At 60.8% G+C, this 22,587-nt stretch carries 20 protein-coding genes; 11 read left to right on the top strand and 9 right to left on the bottom strand.

The genetic code is table 11. The features are described 5' to 3' along the window. Positions 1 to 8: 8 nt before the first annotated feature. Both uraH and HU727_RS19680 read right to left on the bottom strand, forming a co-directional pair. Entirely contained in the window at positions 9 to 419 is a 411-nt protein-coding gene (gene uraH / locus HU727_RS19685) for a hydroxyisourate hydrolase (RefSeq protein ID WP_186533977.1), read from the bottom strand. Positions 420 to 430: 11 nt separating this feature from the next. Continuing rightward, on the bottom strand, positions 431 to 916 hold the full coding sequence (locus tag HU727_RS19680) for a GlcG/HbpS family heme-binding protein (protein WP_186533976.1): 486 nt from the start codon (positions 914 to 916) through the stop codon (positions 431 to 433). Between the two features lie 136 nt (positions 917 to 1,052). On the opposite strand from HU727_RS19680, the gene HU727_RS19675 reads away from it, so the two are divergent. After that, positions 1,053 to 1,733 carry a heavy metal response regulator transcription factor gene (locus HU727_RS19675; protein WP_186533975.1) on the top strand — a complete coding sequence of 227 codons (681 nt, stop codon included), beginning with the start codon at positions 1,053 to 1,055 and terminating at the stop codon, positions 1,731 to 1,733. Further along, complete coding sequence (locus HU727_RS19670; protein WP_186533974.1) at positions 1,723 to 3,108, top strand: heavy metal sensor histidine kinase; 1,386 nt, start codon at positions 1,723 to 1,725, stop codon at positions 3,106 to 3,108. Before HU727_RS19675 ends, HU727_RS19670 begins: the two co-directional genes overlap by 11 nt. Positions 3,109 to 3,186: 78 nt before the next feature. Here HU727_RS19670 and HU727_RS19665 read toward each other — a convergent pair whose 3' ends face one another. Beyond that, entirely contained in the window at positions 3,187 to 4,191 is a 1,005-nt protein-coding gene (locus HU727_RS19665; RefSeq protein WP_186533973.1) for an AraC family transcriptional regulator, read from the bottom strand. A 100-nt stretch (positions 4,192 to 4,291) separates the two neighbouring features. On the opposite strand from HU727_RS19665, the gene HU727_RS19660 reads away from it, so the two are divergent. Next, positions 4,292 to 5,365 (top strand): fatty acid desaturase, encoded by a 1,074-nt coding sequence (locus HU727_RS19660; protein ID WP_186533972.1) that lies wholly within the window; start codon positions 4,292 to 4,294, stop codon positions 5,363 to 5,365. 103 nt (positions 5,366 to 5,468) lie between these two features. Here the strand turns inward: HU727_RS19660 and HU727_RS19655 are convergent, their stop codons facing one another. From HU727_RS19655 to HU727_RS19645, 3 genes are read right to left on the bottom strand one after another with little or no spacing between them, the layout of a single operon-like run. Beyond that, positions 5,469 to 7,079 (bottom strand): arylsulfatase, encoded by a 1,611-nt coding sequence (locus HU727_RS19655; RefSeq protein WP_186533971.1) that lies wholly within the window; start codon positions 7,077 to 7,079, stop codon positions 5,469 to 5,471. 14 nt (positions 7,080 to 7,093) lie between these two features. After that, positions 7,094 to 7,909 carry an ABC transporter ATP-binding protein gene (locus tag HU727_RS19650; RefSeq protein ID WP_186533970.1) on the bottom strand — a complete coding sequence of 272 codons (816 nt, stop codon included), beginning with the start codon at positions 7,907 to 7,909 and terminating at the stop codon, positions 7,094 to 7,096. Then, positions 7,906 to 9,504 (bottom strand): ABC transporter permease, encoded by a 1,599-nt coding sequence (locus HU727_RS19645; protein ID WP_186533969.1) that lies wholly within the window; start codon positions 9,502 to 9,504, stop codon positions 7,906 to 7,908. The genes HU727_RS19650 and HU727_RS19645 overlap by 4 nt, the downstream gene beginning before the upstream one ends. Before the next feature lie 380 nt (positions 9,505 to 9,884). On the opposite strand from HU727_RS19645, the gene HU727_RS19640 reads away from it, so the two are divergent. Then, positions 9,885 to 10,898 carry an ABC transporter substrate-binding protein gene (locus tag HU727_RS19640; protein ID WP_186533968.1) on the top strand — a complete coding sequence of 338 codons (1,014 nt, stop codon included), beginning with the start codon at positions 9,885 to 9,887 and terminating at the stop codon, positions 10,896 to 10,898. A gap of 92 nt (positions 10,899 to 10,990) precedes the next feature. Here HU727_RS19640 and HU727_RS19635 read toward each other — a convergent pair whose 3' ends face one another. Next, positions 10,991 to 11,911, bottom strand: coding sequence for a LysR family transcriptional regulator (locus HU727_RS19635; RefSeq protein WP_186533967.1), 921 nt, complete (start codon positions 11,909 to 11,911; stop codon positions 10,991 to 10,993). Between the two features lie 181 nt (positions 11,912 to 12,092). Between HU727_RS19635 and HU727_RS19630 the strand changes: the two genes are divergently transcribed. Beyond that, on the top strand, positions 12,093 to 13,013 hold the full coding sequence (locus tag HU727_RS19630; protein ID WP_186533966.1) for a TauD/TfdA dioxygenase family protein: 921 nt from the start codon (positions 12,093 to 12,095) through the stop codon (positions 13,011 to 13,013). A gap of 107 nt (positions 13,014 to 13,120) precedes the next feature. Here HU727_RS19630 and HU727_RS19625 read toward each other — a convergent pair whose 3' ends face one another. Beyond that, the gene (locus tag HU727_RS19625; RefSeq protein ID WP_186533965.1) at positions 13,121 to 14,737 is read right to left on the bottom strand and encodes an alkaline phosphatase family protein; all 1,617 of its coding nucleotides are present in this window, start codon (positions 14,735 to 14,737) and stop codon (positions 13,121 to 13,123) included. Between the two features lie 178 nt (positions 14,738 to 14,915). Continuing rightward, positions 14,916 to 15,860, bottom strand: a complete 945-nt coding sequence (locus HU727_RS19620) for a LysR family transcriptional regulator (RefSeq protein ID WP_186533964.1) — start codon at positions 15,858 to 15,860, stop codon at positions 14,916 to 14,918. Positions 15,861 to 16,025: 165 nt separating this feature from the next. On the opposite strand from HU727_RS19620, the gene HU727_RS19615 reads away from it, so the two are divergent. From HU727_RS19615 to HU727_RS19590, 6 genes are all read left to right on the top strand, one after another. Further along, complete coding sequence (locus HU727_RS19615; protein ID WP_186533963.1) at positions 16,026 to 18,386, top strand: TonB-dependent receptor; 2,361 nt, start codon at positions 16,026 to 16,028, stop codon at positions 18,384 to 18,386. Between the two features lie 299 nt (positions 18,387 to 18,685). Further along, positions 18,686 to 19,486 (top strand): energy transducer TonB, encoded by an 801-nt coding sequence (locus HU727_RS19610; protein ID WP_186533962.1) that lies wholly within the window; start codon positions 18,686 to 18,688, stop codon positions 19,484 to 19,486. Between the two features lie 44 nt (positions 19,487 to 19,530). After that, positions 19,531 to 20,256 carry a MotA/TolQ/ExbB proton channel family protein gene (locus tag HU727_RS19605; protein WP_186533961.1) on the top strand — a complete coding sequence of 242 codons (726 nt, stop codon included), beginning with the start codon at positions 19,531 to 19,533 and terminating at the stop codon, positions 20,254 to 20,256. A gap of 1 nt (position 20,257) precedes the next feature. Beyond that, the gene (locus tag HU727_RS19600) at positions 20,258 to 20,659 is read left to right on the top strand and encodes an ExbD/TolR family protein (RefSeq protein ID WP_186533960.1); all 402 of its coding nucleotides are present in this window, start codon (positions 20,258 to 20,260) and stop codon (positions 20,657 to 20,659) included. A gap of 283 nt (positions 20,660 to 20,942) precedes the next feature. Further along, positions 20,943 to 21,524 (top strand): alpha/beta hydrolase, encoded by a 582-nt coding sequence (locus tag HU727_RS19595; protein WP_186533959.1) that lies wholly within the window; start codon positions 20,943 to 20,945, stop codon positions 21,522 to 21,524. Between the two features lie 52 nt (positions 21,525 to 21,576). Continuing rightward, on the top strand, positions 21,577 to 22,497 hold the full coding sequence (locus HU727_RS19590) for a sigma 54-interacting transcriptional regulator (RefSeq protein WP_186533958.1): 921 nt from the start codon (positions 21,577 to 21,579) through the stop codon (positions 22,495 to 22,497). The last annotated feature ends 90 nt before the right edge of the window (positions 22,498 to 22,587 follow it).

The raw sequence follows: 22,587 nt of genomic DNA, 5'->3' as shown, positions 1-22,587 counted from the left end.
GGCGTGGCTCAGGAACCACGATAGGTCGAGAAGCCATACGGGCTCAGCAGCAGCGGAATGTGATAGTGCTGATCGGTCTGCTTCACCTGGAAAATCACCGGAATTTCCGGAAAGAACGTCTCGTGCTTGATCTTCTCGTAGTATTCGCCGGTCTTGAATACCACGCGGTATTCACCCGCTTCGAAAGGCTGTTTGGCCGGGAACAGTTCGGCGATCCGCCCTTGTTCGTTGGTGGTGCCTTGCGCCAGCGGCTGCCAGTTCTGGCCTACGTGTTTCTCCAGGGTGACGTTGATGCCCGGCGACGGCAGGCCGTTTTCCAGGTTGAGCACGTGGACGCTCAGCGGATTGCCGGCGGCCAGCGCCAGGCTCGAAACAGCGCTCAGGCCAAGGGCGGCAAGAGTCATGCGCAAAGTAGTCATGATGAATCTCCTTATTGGGAACGGGTGATGGTCAGGCCGGCTTTTTTGACCGCCGAGAGGGCGCAGTTTTCGTCTTGCTCACCGCCCCCGGAACCGGCCACGCCCATGGCGCCGACCAGTTCGCTGCCGGCGAACAGCGGGATGCCGCCGCCCAGCAACAGCAGCTCGTCGAGGGTATTGAGGTTGGCGGTTTCCGGGTTGTTGCGAGCACGTTCGGCGAACAGTCGCGTCGGCGTCTTGGTGGACAGCGCGGTGTATGCTTTGCGCTGGCTGGCCGCGGTGTTGTGCGGGCCAATGCCATCGCCACGCAGGGTCACCAGAAGATTGCCGCTACGGTCGAGCACTGACACTGTGCCGCTGCAACTGCTCATGGCCGTATCGGCCAACAGGCGAGCGGTTTTCAGGTCGAGGTCGGCGTGACGCGGCAGCTCCGGGCTGGCCAGAGCGCTGGCGCTGAGGCCGATCGCCAGGCTGGCGAAGAGGTATTTGACGGTCATGTGCAGGCTCCGAATGACAAGACCTGCACCTTAACCGGCGCACTTCGTCAGAACCCCGTCAGGCAGATTACAAGTTTGTAATGGGCAACGGCGCCGAAGACGCCTAGCCTGTGTGCCTGAATAATCGAGGTGTGCCATGCGTTTGCTGGTCGTAGAAGATGAAGCCAAAACCGCGAACTTCCTTGCCAAGGGCCTGGGCGAGTCGGGTTTCGCCGTGGACGTGGCGCTCAATGGCCTCGATGGCCGCTATTTTATCGAGCAACAGGAATACGACCTGATCATCCTCGACGTGATGTTGCCCGGCCTCAATGGCTGGCAATTGCTGCAACTGATCCGTCAGCGCGGCGCTACACCGGTGTTGTTTCTGACGGCCAAGGACGCCATCGAAGACCGCGTGCGCGGACTCGAACTGGGCGCCGATGATTACCTGCTCAAACCCTTTGCCTTCGCCGAACTGCTCGCGCGCGTGCGCACCTTGCTGCGACGCGGGCCGATGCGTGAAGCCGAGTCGTACACCATCGCCGACCTTGAGATCGACGTGCTGCGCCGTCGGGTCAGCCGGGGCGGCCAGCGCATTGCCCTGACCAACAAGGAATTCGCCCTGCTGCATCTGCTCGCCAGCCGTCAGGGCGAAGTGCTGTCGCGCACACTGATCGCTTCGCAAGTGTGGAATCTGAATTTCGACAGCGACACCAACATGGTCGAAGTCGCGGTACGCCGCTTGCGCTCGAAAGTCGACGACCCGTACATGCCGAAACTCATCCACACCGTGCGCGGCGTCGGTTATCAACTGGAAGCGCCGGACGATGTGGAGTAAATCGATCGCCTGGCGTCTGGCGCTGGCCTTCGCCATGGTGTGTGCGCTGGTACTGAGCGCAGTCGGGTTGTTCCTTTACCGCTCGCTGGCTTCGGAGCTGGCGTTTCGTGACGACATGGCCCTGCTCGGTCGCCTCGAACAGGTGCGTGCCCTGCTCGCCGACAGCGACAGCCTCGATGCCTTGCAGGCGCGGCCACGGCTGTACCAGAACATGCTCGGCAATCTCGACAGCCTGCTGCTGGTACGCCGGGCTGACGGTTCCAGCGTGATCGCGATCAACCCGCGCCAGCGCGAATTACCGACGCTGAATGCACTGCCTCGAGAACAAATGCCGCAGCGCCGCGATGTGCTCACCTGGCGGGCCAGCGACGGTGCCGAACTGGCGTTGCTGTCCGGTCAGGCCCAAGGCCCTAACGGTGAACTTCTGACTGTGATCGCCGGCAAGGTGCTGAGCGAGCGCGAACAGATGCTCGGCAGTTATCGCCTGCGCCTGTATTTCTCGGTCGGTCTCGGCGCATTACTCGCGTTTGCCTTGGGATTGCTGCTGCTGCGCCGGGGACTGCAACCTTTGCGTCAGTTGAGCGAAGCCGTGCGCAGCATCGATTTGCGCAGCCTTGATCGACGCCTGCCTGCCCAGGGCACGCCGGCGGAACTGCTCGAACCGGTACAAGCGCTCAATGGCATGCTGGCACGTCTGGACGACAGCGTGCAGCGGCTGTCGCAGTTCTCAGCTGATCTCGCCCACGAAATTCGCACCCCGCTGCACACCTTGCTCGCCAGTAACGGCCAGGCCCTGAATCATCCGCGCAGCACGGCGGAATATCAGGAAGTGCTGGCCTCGAACATGGAAGAATTCGAACGGCTCAAGCGCATGGCCGAAAACCTGATGTTCCTCGCCCGCGCCGAACAGGCCGAGCGCGCGCTCAATCTGCAATCACTGGATCTTCACAGCCTTGGCGACGAACTGTGCGATTACTTCGAGGCCTTGGCGGATGATCGTGGTCTCCAGCTTGAAAACCGGATGCGCGGTGAACTGCTCGCCGACCAGCAATTGCTGCAACGTGCCCTCGGCAATTTATTGGCCAACGCCGTGCGCCACGCCGATGCCGGGACGCTGATCAGCCTGCGCCGCCATGACGAGCCGGGAGTGTGCTGGCTGCAAGTGCACAACCACGGCCCCGCCATCGCGCCCGAGCATCTGGGCAAACTGTTCGACCGCTTCTACCGCGTCGACCCGTCCCGCGCCGAACCGGGAGATTCGGGTGGGCTGGGGCTGGCGATCGTGAAGTCGATCATGCACTTGCACGGCGGGCAGGTGCGGGTGAGTAGTGATGTGGCGGGGACGGTGTTTGAGTTGGGGTTTGTGGTGAATTGACAGGCCTCTTCGCGAGCAGGCTCGCTCCCACAGGGAAACGCATTCCAACTGTGGGAGCGAGCCTGCTCGCGATTCAGCTCAACGCAACCCATCCCGAAACTGCCCAGGCGTCATCCCTGTCCAGCGCTTGAAGGCCCGGCTGAAGCTGCTGGTGTCGGCGAATCCAAGCAGATAACTCACCTCACTTAACGAACACTGCGGGTCGCGCAGGTGCAGCAGCGCGAGGTTTTCGCGGCTTTCGTTGAGCAGCGTGTCGAAGCGGCAACCCTCGTCTGCCAGATGCCGTTGCAGGCTGCGCAGGCTCAGGTGCAAGGCTTGAGCGATGCGCTCGGCACTCGGCTCGCCTTCCGGCAGTTGTTCTTCAATGGCATCACGCACCTTGCGCTCCCAGGTCAGCGGTTTGAGCTGGGCGAGGGTGCGTTTGAGCACGGCTTCGTTGTGTTCGGCCAGTTCCGGGTTGGCGTCGTCGAGGTGGCTGTCAAAGTCGGCGAGGGCAAATTCGAGGCGATCTTCTGCTGCGGCGAAATGCACCGGTGCGCGGAAGACTTTGTGCCATTGGTGGGCATCGGTCGGTTCGGGACGGCGCAGGTAAACCGCCAGCGGTGCGTAATCGCGACCGAGGCGATTACGGCAGGTGCGCACGTAGATCGCGGTGAAGGCATCGATGGCCTCGAAGGCCGGCGCCGGGTTGCCTGGCGGGATTTTCAGGTGGAACTGATAGCGGTCGTCGCGGCGGCTCAGTTCAAGCTCCAGCGCATCGCTGACCACCGGGTGATAACGCACGATGCGTTCGAACACTTCGCGCAAACTGCCGCTGGCGACCAGCGCATAACCGAGGGCATGAAAAGTGGTCGGGCTGACGAACCGCGACACGCGCAAGCCCAGCGCCGGATCACCGCTGGCCTGCACGGCGAGCGCCCACAGGCGCGTGGTACCGGATAACGGATAGCGCGCGTTGGGGTCGTCCATCTGCGTCGGATCGAGCCCGGCCTGTTGGCACAGGGCGAGACTGTCCAGCCCCAGCGCATCCAGTTGCTTGCGCAGGGCACGGGTCCAGCTGGCGAGGGAGGTCGGTTCCTTCATGCTGATTGGCGCGTCCGGTCAACAGGTTGGCGTTCCTGGCTAGCGCTATTGAAGCACCGGCAAGGCACGATGCACACATCTTAGACTCGAGGATGGAAGCATGGACGGTACTTCTGCAAGCCCCCAACAACTCAATGCGGTGCAGCGATCGGCGCATATTCGCGAGGTGGTGCTGGCCAAAGGCTTGGAATTGCGTGAGCGCTACCCGATTCTCCGGCATCAGGACGCTCTCGGCGCGGGGATTCTTGCATTCGCCCTGGCCGGCATGATCGGCTCGGCGGCGCTCTACATCAGCGGCTACATGGCCTGGTGGGTATGTCTGTTGCTCAACGCGTTTTTCGCGTCGCTGACCCATGAGCTTGAGCATGATCTGATCCACAGCATGTATTTCCGCAAACAACGCGTACCGCACAACCTGATGATGGGCCTGGTGTGGCTGGCGCGGCCGAGCACGATCAATCCGTGGGTTCGCCGGCATTTGCACCTCAACCACCACAAGGTCTCCGGCACCGAAGCCGACCTGGAGGAACGCGCAATCACCAATGGCGAGCCGTGGGGACTGGCGCGTTTGCTGATGGTCGGCGACAACATGATGTCAGCGATCATCCGCGTGCAGCGAGCCAAAACCTGGGCGCACAGGTTCAGCATCATCAAACGCGTGCTGAAGGTTTACGCGCCGCTGGCGTTGCTGCACTGGGGCGCGTGGTATGTGTTTCTCGGCTTCCATGCGGCGAACGGCATCGCCTATCTGCTTGGTTCGCCAATCGAGTGGTCGGCTACCATGCTGTCGGTGATGCAGGTGATCGATATCGCCGCCGTAGTGATCATCGGTCCGAACGTGCTGCGCACTTTTTGCCTGCATTTCATCAGCTCGAACATGCATTACTACGGCGACGTCGAACCGGGCAATGTGCTGCAGCAATGTCAGGTGCTGAACCCATGGTGGCTGTGGCCCTTGCAGGCGTTCTGCTTCAACTTCGGCAGCAGTCACGGGATTCATCACTTTGTGGTGAAAGAGCCATTTTATATTCGCCAGATGACTGTACCGGTGGCACACAAGGTGATGCGCGAGATGGGCGTGCGGTTTAACGATTTCGGGACGTTTGGGCGGGCGAACAGGTTTGTGCGCAGGGATGCTGCTGCGCAGGAAGAGGTGCGTACAGCCCAGGCCTGATGGGGTTTCCAATGCCCCCTTCGCGAGCAGGCTCGCTCTCACATCAGGAATGCGGTTATCTGTGGGAGCGAACCTGCTGGCGAATGCGGTTTGTCAGATGACATCAATCCGGCTGAAACGGCGATGCACTGAGTATCACGCCGGTCTCCTCCACATATCGCTGCCAATGGCCGATCAACGCACTAAGCTTTTGCGGCTGACTCAACGCGAGATCATGAATTTCCCCTGGATCACTGGCCAGATCATAAAGTTGCCAGGTCGCCGGCCCCACCGGCCCCGGAATGAACACCGCTTTCCACGACCCCTGCCGAATCGCCCGGCGCCCGAACAATTCCCAACCCGTCACCGTGTCCTCGTCATGTACTTGCGCGGTCTCGCCGGATAAAAAGCCCAGCCACGATTTACCGCGCAAGGGCGCGACCGCTTTGCCCTTCCACTGATTGCCGGGATGGCGAACGCCGGCCAGATCAAGGATGGTCGGGGTGATGTCCATCACCGTGCCAAAGCCGTGGCTGATCTGCCCTTTGAGCGGCAGTTGCGGATAGTGCAGCAGCGCCGGCACACGAATCCCGCCTTCAGTGGTGAAGGCCTTGAACAACCGCGACGGAGCGGTCGCCACTTGCGCCCAGTTCGGTCCGTACCAGACATAAGAGTTGGCCCGGCCGATGTTGTCGAGGCTGTTGTCGTAATGCTGGTTCAGATAGGTCATCAGCTCCGGACCAAACTTGGGAAACGCTTCCAGCAGCGCACCTTCTGCGCCGTTGTCGGACATGAACAGGATGAACGTATTGTCGAGCTGGCCCTGTTGGCGCAGGTAATCGACGACTCGGCCGATGTTCCAGTCCATGCGCTCGACCATCGCCGCGTAGACCTCCATGGCGCGCGCGGAAATACGCTTTTGCTCGTCGCTCAACGCGTCCCACTGCGCGCTGAGCTGGATCAGCGGATGCGGCTCGACACTCGCGTCGATCAACCCCAGCGACTTCAATTTTTCCAGACGTTCCAGGCGCAGCACTTCAGGGCCGGCATCGTAGCGGCCACGGTATTTCTCGATGATGTCGGCGGGCGCCTGTAACGGCCAGTGGGGCGCGGAAAACGGCAGATAAGCGAAGAATGGCCGGGTCTGATCGCGTTCCTTCAGGTACTGCAGCAGCTTGTCGCCGAAGGCATCCGAGGAGTAAAAATCCTTCGGCAGCTCATCGACAAATGTATCGTCTTCGATATACAGCGCCGGGGTCGATTTGAGCAGGCCCGGTGTTTGCTCATCGTAAGTCGGCTCGAAACCATAGTGGTTGGCCGCACCCGGCAGCAGCGAAAATGAACGCTCGAAACCCCTCGCATGCGGTGCCAGTTCGGCCTTCAAACCGAGGTGCCACTTGCCGCTCATCAGCGTCTGATAACCGGCCTCGCGCAGTAGCTCTGGCAAGGCGACGACGCGGTCGTTGAGGTAACCCTCGTAACCGGGTTTTCCGATCAGCTCCGGGGTCAGCGCTTCGGCCATGGTGCCGATGCCGGCGATGTGGTGGTCGGTGCCCGTCAACAGCATCGAGCGCGTCGGCGAGCAGGTCGGTGCCGTGTGAAAGTCAGTCAGGCGCAGGCCGTTGCAGGCCAGGGCATCGAGGTTCGGCGTGGCTATTTCGCCGCCGAACGCGCCGATATCGGAAAAGCCTAAATCGTCAGCCAGAATCACCAGAAAATTGGGACGTTGCGGCATCGCGAAACTCCTGTTCAGCAAGCAATGAACGCCAGCGGCAGATCGCGGATCTGCACCGGCACGCTCGGTTGGTAATGGTCGTCATTGGTCAATTCGTGCAGCAGTTCTTCGCGCAGTTGATGAAAATCGAAACTGCTGCGCTGGCGCGGGTGCGGCAGGGCGATGTCTACCACTTGCTTGATCCGCCCCGGACGCGGCTCCATCACCACCACGCGATCGGCGAGGTAAATCGCTTCCTCGACATCGTGGGTCACCAGGACCGTGGTGATCTTTGCCCGCTCGCGGATCGCCAGCAGCTCGTCCTGCATTTGCTGGCGAGTCAGTGCGTCGAGCGCGCCGAAGGGTTCGTCGAGCAGCAGGATCCGTGGGCTGGCAACGAGTCCCCGCGCAATCGCCACGCGCTGCGCCATGCCGCCGGAGAGTTGATGCGGATAAGCCTGGGTGAAATCGCGCAGGCCGACCAGGTCGATAAAGTCGTTAATCCGTTGTTGCTTCTGCGCCGCACTCAACGGTTCGTTGACCAGGCCGAGGCCGATGTTGTCGGCAACGGTCAGCCAGGGGAACAGGCGATGCTCCTGAAAGACGATGCCGCGCTCGCCGCCGATGCCGTTGACGGTTTTACCGTCCACGCTGATCTGCCCGCGAAACTCGGTATCGAGGCCTACCAGCAGGCGCAGCAAGGTGGATTTGCCACAGCCGCTGGAACCGACAATGGCGACGAATTCCCCCTCGGCGATGTCCAGGTTGAATTCGCGAATCGCCTCAAGTTCGAAGCCGTTGACGTCGAAGGATTTGCCTACGTGGTTGAAGCTGACAATCGGTGCGTTCATGCGTGTCTCCAGCGGGTCGCGCGAATTTCCAGGCGTTGGCCAAGCATATTGAGCAGGGCGCCGGTGAGGCCGACGAGCAGCATGCCGGCCATGATCAGGTCCATGCGCAGCAGCTGTTGCGCGCCGATCATCTGGCTGCCGATGCCGCCGTTGGACGGCATGAAATATTCAGCACCGATGGTGCCCAGCCAGGCGTAGATCAGGCTCAATCTGAGCCCGGCAAAAATTCCCGGCGCAGCGCCGGGCAGCACCAACTGCTGCAGCCGTTGGCCGAGGCTCAGGCGTAGCACTTGTGCGGCTTCGTTGAGTTGCGGTGACAGATTGGCGACGCTGCGCTGGGTGGCGACGAACAGCGGAAAGAAAGCGGCGAGGGCAACGAACACCCACTTGGCCAGTTCGCCAAGGCCGAACCACGCGGTGAGCAGCGGCACCCAGGCGAAAATCGCGATCTGGCGCATCGCCGCGAACGTCGGGCCGAGCAAGCGTTCGCTCAGGCGCGACAGCCCGAGCAGCAAGCCCAGCGCGAAACCCAGCCCGCCCCCGAGCAGCAAGCCCCCGAGGGTGCGACTCAGGCTCAGCGCCATCCCGTTGATCAGGCTGCCGTCGAGCAGGCCGTTCCACGCCGTGGTCAGCACGGCCAACGGGCTGACCAGAATATTCGCGTCGACCCACTGTTGATCATTCGCCAGTTGCCAAAGCGCCAATAACCCCAGCGGCAGGAGCCACGGCTGCACCCGTTGCCAGCCTTGATAGCGCGGGCCGCGAGGGATTTGCGCGGTGGCCGGGTGCGGCCAGTGCACCAGTGTGCGGTCGAGCAGACCGATGCTGCGATCCATCGCCACGCCGATCAAACCGATGACCACGATGCACACAAACACGATATCGAGCATGAACAGCTGACGCGCCCAGACCATCAGGTAACCGATGCCTTCGCTGGACGCCAGCAGCTCAACCGCCAGCAACGATGTCCAGCCGGCGGCCAATGCCAGCCGGACACCGGCCATGAACGCTGGCAGCGCCGCCGGAAGCACCAGACGGCGGATCAACAGAAGCGGCGGCAGTCGCAACACAGCGGCGGCTTCGCGCAGTTTCGGTTGTGCGTCGCGTACGCCGACCAGCGTGTGCAGTGTCACCGGCACCACGATAGCTTTGATCAGCACCACCAGTTTCAGCACTTCGCCGATGCCGAAAAACACCATGAACAGCGGAATCCACGCCAGGGTCGGCACCTGCGCCAGGCCGGCGAAGGTTGGGAAAATCAGACGCTCCAGACGCCGGCTGGAGCCCAGCGTGGCTCCAATCAGTGCGCCTGCGCCAATCCCGGCGAGCAAGCCCCAAAACAGACGCTGCAGGCTGATCCATAGATTGCTCCACAACTCGCCCTGCGACAGTTCGACGGCGCTGCGCCACACCAGCGACGGCGCCGGGAGGATCTGCTCGCTCATCCACTGAGTGCGTGCGGCCAGCCACCACAGGGCGAACAGGCTGATGGGCAGCAGCCAGGGCAAGAGGCGCTGGTTGAGGCTCGGCCAGACGCGGCGGGTTTTCACCGACGGCGGGGCCAGCGGCAGGCTCAGCAAGGATTGACGGGCCATGAGTGACCTCCGTTGTCGGGTTGGATCCAGATCAAAAGATCGCAGCGTTCGGCAGCTCCTACAGGGGCAATGTGTCCTTGAATCCACCCCTGTAGCTGCCGAAGGCTGCGATCTTTAGCGGTATTAACCATCTACAAAATAGTTATAAAAAAACCGCCTAAACATGAAATATGAGATAAGCGAAACCATTTAAGGCTTGCAGCCCAAACGCATCCAATGCATTCGGAGAATATTTTCAATGCTGACAATGCATACATCGCCGCAAGCCGCGCATGGCTTCGCTTAGCTCGTAAAGCTATAAAAATGTGCATTTATAGTATTTAAGTGAAGGTGGGAATTCAGCCTACTTTCGGCTCCTCAGCGATCAAGGAGCCGCACCCATGAACCTTCCCTTCAAACGTGTCATCAGCCTGTTGGCCGCGCCGGCACTTGCAGGTTTTCTTGCCCTCGGCGCCCAGGCCGAAGAGCTCAAGGAAATCCGCATCGCCGTGCCTGATCTCAGCGCGGGCACGCAGCACAGCGGCGGCGGCATCGTTGATGTATTGCGCGATCAGCAGATCTTCGAAAAAGCTTTTGCCGAGCAGGGCATCAAGATCCAGTGGAGTTTCTTCAAAGGCGCCGGCCCCGTGATCAATGAGGCCTTTGCCAACGGCCAGGTCGATCTTGCCTATCTCGGAGACCTCGCCGCTATCATCGGCAAATCCAACGGTCTGGACACACGTCTGCTGAGCGCAACCGCGCGCGGGGTCAAGCAATACCTCGGCGTGGTACCGGGCTCTGGGATCAAGACACTGCAGGACCTCAAAGGCAAACGCGTGGCGATCTTCCGTGGTACCGCGACGCAGCTGTCGTTCGATGCGGCGCTGGCCAGCCAGGGCTTGAGCGAGAAGGACGTCAAAGTCATCAATCTGGATTTCAACGCAGCGGTCTCGGCGCTCGCGGCCAAACAGATCGATGCGTCCTGGGGCAGTTCCGCCTTGAGTGCCTTGCAAGCCAGAGGCCTGGCGGAACTGCCCCTCAACACCAAGGATCTCGGCGGTGCTGGCAGCGTGCAGGCAGTGTTACTGGGCAATGGCAAGTTTGTCGACGCGCACCCTGAAGTCATCGCGAAATTGCTCAAGGCGCAGCAGCAGGCGGTGCATTGGCTGACTCAGGACAGCAATAAAGAAGCTTATGTGCAACTGGTGTCCGGGCTGGCGAGTTACCCGCCAGTGATCCTCTCCCAAGACCTGAAAGACCAGAACTTGAGTGAGATTTTTCCCTCGACACTGGATCCGGTGTTCCTCGGCAGCCTGCAGGAAAAGGTCGATCTGGCGGCTCAGCAGAAGCTGATTCGCAAGCCGTTCAAGGTGACCGATTGGGTGGCGCCTGAGCTTTCTGCGGCCAAGCTCTAAATCTCCAGCTTCCGCTTCCCTCTTCGCGAGCAGACTCGCTCCCACAATGGAGCCGTGTACACATGTGGGAGCGAGCCTGCTCGCGAAGGCCTTTAAACGGCGACGCTGACGTCCTGCCGATCCACCGCCACCAACGTCTCGATCATCGCTCTGGCCGCTGGGGACAGCCGGAACCCGGTGCGGCTGACGATGCCGCAGCGCGCGTTCATGCTTTCGAGGTTTTGCGGCAGGTTGCGCCAGTGCAACAACACCAGCGAACCCTTGGCGACGTCTTCCACAAATGCCTCGGCCGTGCCCACGCCGATGGCATTGGATTGTAAAACCACTTTGACCAGCGCCGGAAAGTGCTCGGTCTCGATGGTCGGGGAAAAATCGATACGCCCGCTGAGGTTCGCCAGCAGTTTGCGAATGCCCGGCGGGATTAGCGTGGCGGCCAGCGGGTAATCGAACATGTCGTTGGTCGACAGGCTTTCCTTGGCCAGCAGCGGATGCCCAGGCCGGCAGAAAAACACACCGCGCTTGGGTGTCAGCGGTTGGGTCTGGAAATTTGGATCGGACTCGAAGTGACGGATGTCGGCGATGAAGAATTCGATCTCTTCACGGTTCAGCGCGCGGCTGAGTTTTTCCCAGTTATCCACCTGAAAACAGGTGCGCACTTTCGGGTGCGCGTTGATGAATTGCGCGACGGCGTCCGGCACCAGTTTCACGGCGGGCGCCGGGCCGCAGCCGAAATGCACTTCCCCGGCGTCGAGCTTGGTCATCTGTGTCACTTCAGCGCTGAGCAACGACGCGCCTTGGACCAGACTCAGAGCATGTTGCAGCACCACCTGGCCTTCGGGCGTCGGGCGCAAATCCTTGTTGCCGCGATCCACCAGCACACAGCCAAACTCTTGCTCCAGCCCTTGAATGCTGCGGCTGAACGCCGGCTGAGTGATGCCCATCGCGTCCGCCGCACGGACAAAACTGCGGTGTTCGTTGAGGGCGATGAAGTAGCGCAACTGGCGAAGATCCATATGCTTTTCCGGCATCCTAAAAATAGCTCGAAGGCATTTGCGACGAGGGTTGCCTGAGGTTTTAAATGCAAGCTCTTATTCCGTCAACGAAGCATTCGAATATCTATTAGATGTAAATAGAATATAGATAGAGCGTTGTTTCGCTGCCGTTCAACCGCAAGCAGTCGATGAGGGTCCTCCCATGAGCAATGCCGCATTCGCCGTAAAACCTGTTTCACAGGCGCTTGAAATTCACCCGGTGGCCGGGCGTATCGGCGCCGAGATTCGGGGCGTGCACCTGTCCGGTGAACTGGACGCCGCGACCGTCGAAGCGATTCAACAGGCGCTGGTCGAATACAAAGTGCTGTTCTTCCGCGATCAGACTCAGCTCGACGACCAGCGCCAGGAAGCCTTCGCCCATCTGCTCGGCGAGCCGGTGGCGCATCCGACTGTGCCGGTGCGCGAAGGCACCCGATATCTGCTGGAGCTGGACGGCGCCGAAGGGCAGCGCGCGAACTCCTGGCACACCGACGTGACCTTCGTCGACGCCTACCCGAAAGCCTCGATCCTGCGCTCGGTGGTCGCGCCGGCATTTGGCGGCGATACCCTCTGGGCGAACACCGCGAGCGCTTACAGCGGCTTGCCGACCGAGCTGCGCGAATTGGCTGACAAACTGGTCGCCGTGCACAGCAACGAATACGACTACGCCAGCGCGAAACCTGATGTCTCGGCGGAGAAACTGGAGCGCTATCGCAAGGTGTTCACCTCGACCGTTTACGAGACCGAGCATCCGGTCGTACGCGTCCACCCGATCAGCGGCGAAAAAAGTCTGTTGCTGGGGCATTTCGTCAAACGCATCAAAGGGTATTCGCAGGCAGACTCGGCGCATCTGTTCGGGTTGCTGCAAAGTCACGTGGTCCGCCAGGAAAACACCGTGCGCTGGCGCTGGAAGGCCGGTGATGTGGCGATCTGGGATAACCGTTCGACGCAGCATTATGCGATTGACGATTACGGCACCCAGGATCGCGTGGTGCGCCGGGTGACCTTGAGGGGGGAGGTACCGGTGGGCGTGAACGGGCAGCGCAGCCAGACCATCAAAGGCGCGGATAGCATCGGCGCCTGATTGAGCCTCTTCGCGAGCAGGCTCGCTCCCACATTGGATTTGTGCCGAACACAACGGATGTGATCGACGCCAAACCCTGTGGGAGCGAGCCTGCTCGCGAAGGTCTTTCACCACACGCCGATCTGAACGACTCTCTCGGTTTCCGGCTCACCATAACGAAACCGCTGCCCGCGCGAATCAATCTCCTCGTGGCTGATCGTGGTTCGTCGCTTCAACCCCCGGACCCACTCGAACAAATACCCGGCATGCTCCTCACGCACCGCCGCGTACGCAGGATCATCGCCCAGATCACGAAGTTCCTGCGGGTCATTCAACAAATCAAACAGCTGCGGCCTGAAGCCGTCGTACGCCAGGTATTTCCAGCGCTCGCTGCGCACCATGGTCATGCGGCAACGGTCGATCGGCTGACCTAGCCGCTCACGCGCAGGGGCCTGAAAGGCGTAGTCGTACTCACTGATTGCATAGCGGCGCCAGTCCGGTTTATCCCCGTGCAGCAGCGGTATTAACGAGCGCCCCTCCAGCCGGTGTTCCGCCCCCGGCAAACCCAGCGCCTGAAGAAATGTCGGCAGCGCATCAATGGTTTCCGCCAAGCGCTCGTCGACAGTTCCGCGGGTGACATCCGCCTCCATCCGGGGGTCGCGCACGATCAATGGCACGCCGACCGCCTGCTCCAGCAAAAACTCCTTCTCGCCCAGCCAATGATCACCCAGAAAGTCACCGTGATCGCTGGTGAAAACAATCAACGTGTCATCCCAGCGGCCATTGCTTTGCAGAAAATCGAACAGCCTGCCTAGCTGATCATCGACTTGCTTGATCAGGCCCATGTACGTGGGGATCACATTCAGTCGTACTGAATCAAGGGAAAAGGCGAGGCTTTCCTGGTGTTGACGGAAGGCCATGTATACAGGGTGTTGGCTGGCTTCGGAGGGCGTCGCGCGGACGGGTTGAAGAATCGATTTCGTACTGTACAAAGCGTGGTACGGCGCCGGTACGATGTATGGCCAGTGTGGTTTGATGTACGAGAGGTGCAAGCACCAGGGTTCATCGCCTTGCTCGGCAATAAAGTCGATGGCGCGACTTGTAGTGTAGACAGTCTCTGAGTGTTGCTCGGGAATTCGTGCTGGCAAATTCGCATGACGCATTTTCCAGCCGCTGAGGATTTCGCCGTTGTCACCTTCGGCAGCGTTGGCCCAGACATGCCAGGGGTTGCGGCCATCAAACCCGTGCTCGCGCAGGTAATGGGTATAAGGCGCCCCTTCGCGTTTTCCATCGAACATTGGATCGTCGGGAAAGATGCCGTCGTGGCGCATATACGGTTCGAAACCGACCTCGTTGAGCATTTCGGCTCGCGCGCTTTCTGGATTGATCGCCAGACGCTGCAAGGCGGCGTCATTCGCCGTCGCATGGGTTTTGCCCACCAGTGCAGTGCGAATGCCGTGAGGGCGCAGGTAATCGCCGAGGGTCAGTTCCTCCAGCGGTAACGGCACGGCGTTCCAGGCCACTTGATGGCTGCTGACATAACGCCCGGTGTAAGCCGACATTCGCGATGGGCCGCAGATCGTGCCTTGGGTATAGGCGCGGCTGAACCGCACGCCGGCAGCGGCCAGGCGATCGATATTCGGCGTGTGCAGATGCGGGTGGCCGTAGCAGGACAAGTAATCGCGGCGCAGCTGATCGCACATGATGTACAGCACGTTGCGCACGGGGTTGGGTGGGGTGGGCATGAGGTTCACCGGTCAGTGGGACAGGTGAGGGTTTTCGCTTTCGGCAGGGGGCTACGGCAAGTGCATTTGGGGAATGAGATTTATGCAGCGATTGCATCAGCCTCTTCGCGAGCAGGCTCGCTCCCACAGAGGTACGCATTCCAAATGTGGGAGCGAGCCTGCTCGCGAAGAGGGCTGATCAGACAGCAAAATTCTCCAGCGAACACACCTCCTCATCCACCGCATCAACCCCCTTGATCTGCTCGATCATCGCCTCGGCCAGTGGCGACAACCGATACCCCGCGCGACTGACAATGCCATAGCGCGTGTACAGCTCTTCAAGATCATCGGGCAGGCCTTCTATCTTCAGACACACCAGCTCACCCTTGGCCAGGTGCAGCGCATCGGAGTAGGCCCCGACGATCCCGATCGCTTCCGAACGCAGCACCACGCTCAACAGGCTCGAACTGTTTTCGCACGCCACGTTGGGCGTGAAGTCCGGGCGGCCGCTGAGGTCGACGATGACCTTGCGCAGGTTCGGCGGCCGGATGCTCACCGCCAGTGGATAACTCATCAACTGCTCGGCGCTGACTCGCTCGAGCGCCGCCAGCGGATGCCCGGCGCGGCAACAGAAATGCCATTTGCGGGCACGCAAGCGGTAGGTCAGGTAATCCGGATCCGCCTCGAATTGACGGGTGTCGGCGACGAAGAATTCGAACTCTTCGCTAAGCAGGCGTTTGCTCAGGCTTTGCCAGTCATCAACCTGAAACTGCACCCGCGCTTTCGGATAGCGCCCGATGAAGGCGCCTATCGCCCGCGGGATCAAGCCCGCAGCCGGCGCTGGCCCACAACCGAAGCGCAGCTCCCCCGCTTCGAGTCCATTGAACTGGCTGATCTCATTGGCCATCTGCTGCGCGCCGCTGACCAGCCGCCGTGCATGCTCGAGCAGCACCTGGCCCTGTTTGGTGGGCGGCAATTCCTTGCGCCCCCGGTCGACCAACTGGCAGCCGACGCTGTGCTCGAGTGCCTGAATACTGCGGCTGAAGGCCGACTGCGAGAGGTTCACCGCCTGAGCCCCGGCGACGAAGCTGCGTTGTTCAGCCAGGGCGATGAAGTGGCGAAGTTGGCGCAAGTCGATATGCATTTTTCACATAAAAAATATCCGGGAAATGCATTGGATATGCATTACGTCGACTCCTTATAAAGGCAATCGCTTATGCAGTAAATATTTGTAAAGCCATAAATAAATAACTTAAAAGAATATACAGCGCTGTTGATGTCTGTGTGTTTTTTGACCAGGAGCCGCGTCATGAGTCCGTTGAATCTCGCCTCACCCCTCACACCACGACGGCTCAAACGCCTGCCTTTGGCCCTGTTACTGGCAGGCAGCGCCAGCTGGACTCACGGTTATGCCGCCGAGGCTGAAACCCCGGCGCCGGGCCCAGCAGGCAACGCGGCGGTCAACGGTTCGCAGCTGGAAACGGTGACCGTCACGACTCGCCGTCGTGAAGAAAGCTCCCAAGACGTGCCGATGCCAATGAGCGTGGTCAGCGGGCAGAATCTGGAGGCGCAGCGGGTCTACCGGATCCAGGATCTGCAGCAACTGGTGCCCAGCGTCAATGTCGCCTACATGCATGCGCGCCAGTCCAGCGTGTCGATCCGTGGCCTGGGCAACAACCCGGCCAGTGACGGCCTGGAAGGCAGCGTCGGGTTGTACATCGACAACGTCTATCTGGGCCGTCCGGGGATGGCGGTGTTCGATCTGATGGACATCGAGCAGCTTGAAGTCTTGCGCGGGCCGCAGGGCACGTTGTTCGGCAAGAACACCACCGCCGGGGTGATCAACATCAGCACCCGCGCGCCCGGTTTCACACCTGAGCGCAGCATCGAAACGTCGGTCGGCGAGGACGGTTATTTCCAGACCAAGGGCACGATTTCCGGGCCGCTCAATGATGAGTTGGCCGGACGCTTTTCCGCCTATCGCACGCGCAGTGACGGCGACATCAAGAACGAATACGACGGCCACGATCTCAACGGTGGCTCCCGCGAGGGCTTCCGCGCCCAGCTGTTGTTCAAGCCCAATGAAGATTTCAATCTGCGCTGGATCGGCGATTACAACGAGGAAAATTCCAGCGCCGGCACCCGCGTGCTTTACAACACCGGGCCGACCATCAACGGCGTCAATCTGTATGAATCGCGGGCCAGCGCGGCCGGGGCGACGCTGGTCAACGGCCAGCATCGCAAGGTCAATCTCGACAACGACCAGCACGTCACCGTGCATCAGGGCGGCACTTCGGTGGAAGCCAACTGGACGTTGCCGAGTGATTTCACCCTGACTTCGATCAGCTCCTACCGATTCTGGAATTTCACTCCGCGCAACGATGACGGCCTCAATGTGCCAGCCAGTTACAACGCCGGTGTGTCGGTGGAAGATAAGCAGTACTCGCAGGAATTTCGCCTGGCCTCGCCCAAAGACGAGTTCTTCGATTACGTCGTCGGGGCCTACTACTTCGGCTCGGATCTGGACAACAAGTCTTTCGCTTATTACGGCCCGCAGGCCGACATCTGGAACGGCACGCCGGCCGGTGCGCTGGCCAATGTAACCAGCGTCGGTAAGGGGCACATCAAGACCGACAGTTTCGCGCTGTTTGCCCAGGGTACGTGGCACCTGACCGAGCGCCTGGATTTTACCGCCGGGGTGCGTGGCACTTATGAAGAGAAGAACGCCCGGGTCAGCCGCAATGCGCCAGTTGGCGGGGTGGAGGTGGCGGGGGCGGCAGCCAATGCACGCCGCGGGCGTGCCGGGGCTTACGATTCCGGGGACTTGAATCAATACAGCTCCAGCCCCTCAGGACTGCTCAATCTCAGCTATCGCATCACCGACGACGTGCTCGGTTACGCCACGTTGTCCCACGGCGAAAAATCCGGTGGAGTCAACCTGGCCGTCGGCTCTGCACCGACCGCTGGCGCCGACTCGCTGCTGATCGGCACCGAGCGGGCCAACAACGCCGAGCTCGGATTCAAAAGCACCCTGTGGGACCACCGTCTGCAACTCAATGCCAATGTGTTCTGGACTCAGGTCAACGCCTACCAGACCAACGCCTATGACGCCACCAACCGCGTGCAATACCTGACCAACGCCGGCTCCGTGCGCTCTCGCGGTGTTGAGTTCGAAAGCACGCTCGTGCCCCTGCGCGGCCTGACGCTGAACTTCAACGGCTCGTACAACGACGTCAGCTACCTCTCCTACAAAGACGCACCGTGCCCGCCGGAAATCAGCCAGGCACCGGGCGCGCCAGCGTCCTGCGACCTGACCGGACATCAGGTGGTCGGTGCATCGAAATGGATCGGCAACGCCAACGGCGAGTACAAATGGGATCTGGATAACGGCTTCGAACCCTACGTCACCGGCAGTTATGCGTTCCGTTCCAAAGCGGTGGGCACTGTCGAGGATTCCGACTACGGGCAAATCCCGAGTTACGCGGTGGTGAACCTGTCCACGGGGCTGCGCGGCGATTTCAATCAAGGCCAGTGGGATATCTCGCTGTGGCTGAAAAACGCCTTCGACAAGACCTACTACACGACCCTGTGGACCGGTGGCAACGGCGGCTATGAAGGCCTGCTCGGCACACCGCGCACGCTGGGTGTCACCGGGCGCTATGACTTCTGACAGTTTTCAGACAAGCCGCAAGCCACCGTTGAGGGCGCTCAGGTTGATGCGTTGCATGAATACTTTGAATGCCTGAAAAGCATGCGATTCAGAGCTGAGCGCTGCAGCCCTTGCGGTTCGTGGACTGGCGGCGACTGATCAATGCGCTAATTCACTAAACGCATAAGCATAACGTTAAAGATTACTTTCAGAGATAAGCGCGAACACTCAATGATTCCCCATCGATCAGCGTTGGGGGCTGCAGCAAAGCGCAGATCGACCGCTTCTGCAGAACGAAAAAGACCGCAGGGAGTTAAATAATGGGCAATGTCCAGACCGCCGCCAGCGCAGGGGAATTGCTGTGGCGGCAGACGCCGGGTGGCGAACTGGTCGACCTCGGCCGGCCGCATCGAGTGCCGTTGGGGCAACTGCGTTTGCAGCGTGCGACCAAGGGTATTTTGAGTCGGCGCGAAACGCTTCTGCTTGGCGTGCTCGCGTTGGTCGTGCATGGCGCGGTGATTTATTGGGTCGGCCAGAAACCGACGCCAGTGCTGCCAGTGGTGCCGCCGGAAATTCCGCCGATGACCATCGAGTTTTCGCGCCCGGCTCCGCCAGCGCCGCCGGTTGTCGTACCGCCGCCGCCACCACCTGTGGTTGAACCGCCACCGCCGGTGGAAGACGAATTGGCGGTGAAACCGCCGCCGCCCAAGCCAGTCCCGAAACCCAGACCGGTGGTTAAACCGCCGCCCAAACCAGCGCCGAAAGCGGTCGAGCAACCGACAGCGCCACCCAAACCGGCAGTCCCTGTCGCTGCGCCAGCGCCACCGGCACCAGCACCCGTGACCCCGGCTTCGGCCAACGCCGCGTACCTGAAAAATCCAGCGCCGGAATATCCGTCGCTGGCCCAGCGTCGCGGCTGGGAAGGCACGGTGTTATTGCGCGTGCATGTGTTGTCCAGCGGCAAACCGGGCGAGATCCAGATTGCGAAAAGCAGTGGCCGGCAGCAGCTCGACGACGCAGCACTCAATGCCGTGAAGCGCTGGCGTTTCGTCCCGGCCACGCAGGGTGATGTCGCCCAGGACGGCTGGGTCAGCGTGCCCATCGATTTCAAGATTCATTAAACCGAAACCAAATTCGCGCAAAACGTTTACACGAGGACTACATCATGACGTTACTGGCATCTCCACTGGAATCCATCGAAAGCGCGGTGATCTGGCTGTTGGTGGTTTTTTCCGTTGCGACCTGGGGATTGGCGCTGCTCAAGGCCGTGCAGTTCGGTCGGCTGAAAGCGCAGGATCGCAGGTTTCATCAACGCTTCTGGGCTGCATCGAGCCTCAATTGCGCCGCCGAGCTGAGCGAGAGCGCACCCGGCGCGGCGGCTCGGGTGGCCCAGGCCGGTTATGCCGCGATCCAGGTGGGTGAGGCGCCGCAGGCGAATGATTTGAGCCAGGCGATCAACCATCAGGATCGACTGGAGCGCGCTTTGCGCCAGCAGATTGTTCGCGAGCGACGTTCGCTGGAAACCGGTCTGGCGGTGGTCGCGAGTATCGGCAGCACTTCGCCGTTCATCGGTCTGTTCGGCACGGTGTGGGGAATCATGGAGGCGTTGAAGGGAATCAGCGCTGCAGGCTCGGCCAGTCTTGAAACAGTCGCAGGGCCGATTGGTGCTGCACTGGTCGCTACCGGTGTAGGGATCGCCGTCGCAGTGCCGGCGGTGCTGGTTTACAACTATTTTTTGCGGCGCTTGAAATTGACCGCGGCGGACCTGGACGACTTTGCCCACGACTTCTACAGCCTGGCGCAGAAGAGTGCGTTCCGCTTGCTGATCCATCCGACCGCGCAAAAGGTCGCGGCGCCGGGCAACGCGGTAAAAGTGAAGGAGGCGTCCTGAGATGGCCTTCTCCACGCAAGACAGTGACGAGGTGCTCAGCGAGATCAATGTGACGCCGCTGGTAGACGTGATGCTGGTGCTGCTGGTGGTGTTTATTGTCACCGCGCCGCTGCTGACCAACGCGATCCCGATCAACCTGCCGAAGACCGAAACGGTAGCGCCAGTCGAGCAGAAAGACCCGCTGGTGGTGAGCATTGACGGTACCGGAAAGTTGTTTATCAACAAGGACGAGATTCAGCCGGACTTGCTGGAATTCAACCTCAAGTCGGCGAAAGCCAAAGACCCTGAAGTGCGCGTGCAACTGCAGGCCGATGACGGGGTGAATTACGGCGAAGTGGCGCGAGCCATGGCTTCGATTGAGCGGGCGGGGATTACCAAATTATCGGTGATCACGGCGCGCTGACAGATACACGATTTTCCGGGGCCGTCTCCTTGGCAGGGTGCGGCCCTTTTTTTGTCCGCTGTTGTTACACCACGCCCCCTTGTGGGAGCGAGCCTGCTCCCGAACGCCTCAACCGACACGGCGCCAATCTCAACTGAACCAGGAACTCGCGAGCAGGCTCGCTCCCACAATTATCGGTTAGATATGCATTATGAGTCTTAATAAATAGCTTCTTATTCCTTAACGAATATAAATCCTCTCCCTATACTCGATCCGGAACAGACACGATGCAGGAGAGCTCCCCATGCGCAATGAATCAATCCGCTACCTGATTGTGCCGGGCTGGCAAGGATCGCCAGATGACCATTGGCAAACCCATTGGCAGAACAGTCTGCCCAACAGCGCGCGGGTCGAGCAGGCCGACTGGCTGACGCCGCGCCGCGAAGACTGGGTCGCCGCGCTGGCCGAAGCCATTGCTGCCGACAGCACGCCGGTGATCCTCATCGCCCACAGTCTCGGCTGCATCACCGTTGCCCATTGGGCGGCCACTGCGCCGTTGCAATACCTGCGTCAGGTACGCGGTGCGTTGCTGGTTGCGCCGGCTGATGTGGAGCGCCCTGCGTGCGCGCCGGCGCTGCGCAATTTCGCGCCGATCCCGAGCGATCTCTTGCCGTTTCCGAGTCAGGTTGTCAGCTCCGACAACGACGCCGCCGTCAGTGCGCCTCGCGCTCTGGAACTGGCGCGCAACTGGGGCGCGGAGGCGGGGATTCTCTCAGGCGCCGGGCACATCAACGTGAAGTCCGGGCATCAGCGTTGGGAACAGGGTTTCGCCTATCTGTACCGCTTGCAAAACCGCCTGGAACACCACGCTCGCCGTCGCGCCTGATTTCTTTTATTCAACGCCCCCGTCTGCCGGCGGTTCTGGGCGGGAGTCTGCCATGAGTCTTGAAACCTTCGGTCAGCCCTTGCTGACCTTTCCCGATGCGGAAAAGAGCCCGCTGAGCATTCGCGCCAAGGCGCTGGTGTTTGTCGATCCGCGCTCGCGTCAACTGCGTGAAGAACTGGAGCAGTTGGCGCCACGTTCGATTTCAGTGTTGATTCGCGGCGAGACCGGCACCGGCAAGGAACTGCTCGCGCGCCACATCCATCGCGCCAGTGATCGCAGCGGCTTGTTCGTCTCGGTCAACTGCGGTGCGATCAGCCCCACCTACGCCGATGCCGAACTGTTTGGCTACGCCGCCGGCAGTTACAGCGGCTCGGCCAGCAGTCGTGCCGGCTGGTTCGGTTCGGCCAACGGTGGCACCTTGTACCTCGATGAAATCGGCGACTTGCCACTGCCGATTCAGATCAAGCTGCTCGCCGCTTTGGAAAACCATGAAGTCACCCGCGTTGGCGCGCAACAGCCGAGTCCGGTGGATGTGCGCCTGGTGGCCGCGACCAGCATCGACCTGGCCCAGGCGGTGGACGCCGGAAAATTCCACGAGCGCCTCTATCACTACCTCAGCGAGGGTCATCTGGAGTTGCCGGCGTTGCGCGCGCGCACCGGCGATATCCTGTCCCTGGCCGAATACTTCCTCGGTATTTATAGCCAGCGCCTCGACCTGCCGGTGCCGCTGATCAGCGAAGCGGCGCAACATGTGCTCGAACAGCACAGTTGGCCGGGCAATACTCGCGAGCTTGAAAACGTCATCCACTTCGCGCTGCTGGTCAGTACCGGCGATGAGATTCTGCCGGAGCACTTGAACCTGCCACCGACACTGACGCAGATCGAAACCCGGATCACCCAAATCCTCTCTTCCGGCTCTGCTTCCGATCGGCAGGCACTGCAGCAGGTACTGAAAAACGCCGGCCTCCTGTAGGCGCTTCGGCACGCTGCGATCCCTTGATCTTCAGCAGGTTCAAGCCATTGAAAATCAAAAGATCGCAGCGTGCCGCAGCGGCTGCCTGTC

Origin of the sequence: Pseudomonas khorasanensis, from assembly GCF_014268505.2 — a bacterium.
GTDB classification, from domain to species: domain Bacteria; phylum Pseudomonadota; class Gammaproteobacteria; order Pseudomonadales; family Pseudomonadaceae; genus Aquipseudomonas; species Aquipseudomonas khorasanensis.
The sequence above is the reverse complement of the archived record's forward strand: the minus strand, read 5'-3'. Positions and strand labels throughout refer to the sequence as shown.